Here is a 2,025-nt window from a genome sequence, read left to right as displayed (position 1 = left end):
AACCAGGCGATCACCTTTTCGATCCTGTCGGGGGTGCTGCAATACACGTTCATGAGCATCAACATCATCATGTTCCGCAAGAAGTGGCCGTTGGGCTCGATCCGCCGAGGCTACACCCACCCCTTCCATCCGATCCCGGCCATGGTGCTGTTCTGCCTGTGCGTGGTGACCTTCTTCGCCATCTTCCTCGGCTTCGGCTCGCAGCTGATCGCCATGGTCGCCTTCTACTTCCTGATCTCGCTGTGGTTCCACTTCTACCGTTACAAATTCGTGCGGCGCGGCGACCAGTTCACCATGCCGTGGCCAAAGCCGCAGGGTTATTGATGGGAGTAGGCCCGTCCGGATCCCGGGCGGGCCTGGCATGAGAAAATGTCCGATCTGACATCAGCACTGCTGGCCGGGGCCATTGTCCTGGTTGTCGTTCTCCACCTTGCCTGGCAAGCGCGTGCCAGCCGCAGCAGGGCATCGATGGCGCTCGCCGTCGAGCAGGACCGCATCCGCACAATCATCGCCGATGCTGCCAATGTTTCGGATGGCACCGCCGGCGTCATCACCTGGGAAGGATCCTGGAACAGCAAACGTGTCCAGGTGCGCACCATCGTCGATACGCTGGCGACGCGCAAACTGCCGGCGCGCTGGCTCAGTGTTTCGATCACCGAAGAGGTCGCGGTACCAGCCACCTTCGACATGATGATGCGGCCGGGCTCGCCGACGACCTTCTCCAATTTCGATCATCTCGAGCATACGCTGCCCAAGGCTCCGGGATTTCCCGCCGAGTCGGTGCTGCGCACCGACCGCAGGGCGGCGCGCTTTCCGCAAGGCCTGATCGCCAGCCATATCGAGATCTTTTCCGAAGGGCGCGCCAAGGAACTGCTGATCACGCCCAAGGGTATACGCATCGTCTGGCTTCTGGCCGAAGCCGAGCGGGCGCGCTATGGCGTTTTCCGGCAGGCCGAATTCGGCGACGCCGCACTCGATCCCGCGCTGATCGAAAGGCTGCTGATGTCGGTGTCGGCGCTTCGCGACGCGATCAACAAAAGCGAACGGCAGGCCGCATGACCAGTTCCGCCACTGCACCCACCAATCCCTATCTGGTTCTCGGCGCCGCAATCGTGCTGCCGGGAAGCGGGCACGTCATTCTGGGCGTGCCGGTGCGCGGCCTTCAATTCCTTTTCTTCATGGTGATCCTGGCATGGGTGACGGCCAAGATCGCGCCGCCCGATGCCAGCTTCGTCGGCCGTCACGCCGGCGGCTTCCTGATCTATGCTTTATCGATCCTGGACGCCTACAAGCTCGCCCGCATCCGCACCGCCAAATGGGTTCACAACGCCCGGCAAGGCAACGATAGTGGGCAGAGCAGCATTGAGACGCATAGGTAATTAGAGGAATATTTTTTTCATACGATTGAATTTGCGGACCTCATTCGATACATCATTTCAGAGTGCAAACGATCTCTTAGCTACAAAACGTCGGGAGGCTGACATGTGTGGAATTGTCGGACTGTTTTTGAAGGACAAGTCGCTGGAACCCCAGCTTGGCGCGATGCTGTCGCAGATGCTGATTTCGCTCAGCGATCGCGGTCCCGATAGCGCCGGCATCGCCATCTATGGCGCGCCGTCCAAGAATGAGGCCAAGATCACCATCCAGTCGGCCAAGCCCGACCGCGATTTCCGCGGCCTCGAGGCGGAGCTCGCTAAGGCCATCGGCACGCCGGTGACGATCGGGGTGAAATCCACCCATGCAGTCGTCAGGACCACGCCTGCCAAGATCGATGAAGCGCGCGAAACCATCCAGGCGCTGCGCCCCGACATCCGCATCATGGGCGCCGGCGACGTGGTCGAGATCTACAAGGAAGTCGGCCTGCCCGAGGCAGTCGTCGATCGCTTCGATGTCTGCAAGATGACCGGCACACATGGCATCGGCCATACCCGCATGGCGACGGAATCGGCGGTGACGACGATGGGCGCGCATCCGTTCTCGACCGGCGCCGACCAGTGCCTGGTGCACAATGGCTCGCTGTCGAAC

The 2,025-nt window shown here is 61.2% G+C and carries 2 protein-coding genes and 2 pseudogenes; all 4 read left to right on the top strand.

The annotated features are described in order from the left end of the window. Positions 1–324, top strand: a pseudogene (locus EN914_RS33400) (amino acid permease); the annotation flags it as partial. 45 nt (positions 325–369) lie between these two features. Beyond that, complete coding sequence (locus EN914_RS33395; RefSeq protein ID WP_024502593.1) at positions 370–1,059, top strand: hypothetical protein; 690 nt, start codon at positions 370–372, stop codon at positions 1,057–1,059. After that, positions 1,056–1,379, top strand: a complete 324-nt coding sequence (locus tag EN914_RS33390) for a hypothetical protein (protein WP_024502592.1) — start codon at positions 1,056–1,058, stop codon at positions 1,377–1,379. Before EN914_RS33395 ends, EN914_RS33390 begins: the two co-directional genes overlap by 4 nt. Before the next feature lie 103 nt (positions 1,380–1,482). Then, a pseudogene (locus EN914_RS33385) lies at positions 1,483–2,025 on the top strand (glutamine amidotransferase); the annotation flags it as partial.

The sequence above is a fragment of the Mesorhizobium sp. M7A.F.Ca.CA.001.08.2.1 genome (genome assembly GCF_003998455.1).
In the GTDB taxonomy this organism is placed as follows: domain Bacteria; phylum Pseudomonadota; class Alphaproteobacteria; order Rhizobiales; family Rhizobiaceae; genus Mesorhizobium; species Mesorhizobium ciceri.
Note: the sequence above shows the minus strand (reverse complement) of the source record. Positions and strands in the feature narration are given on the sequence as shown.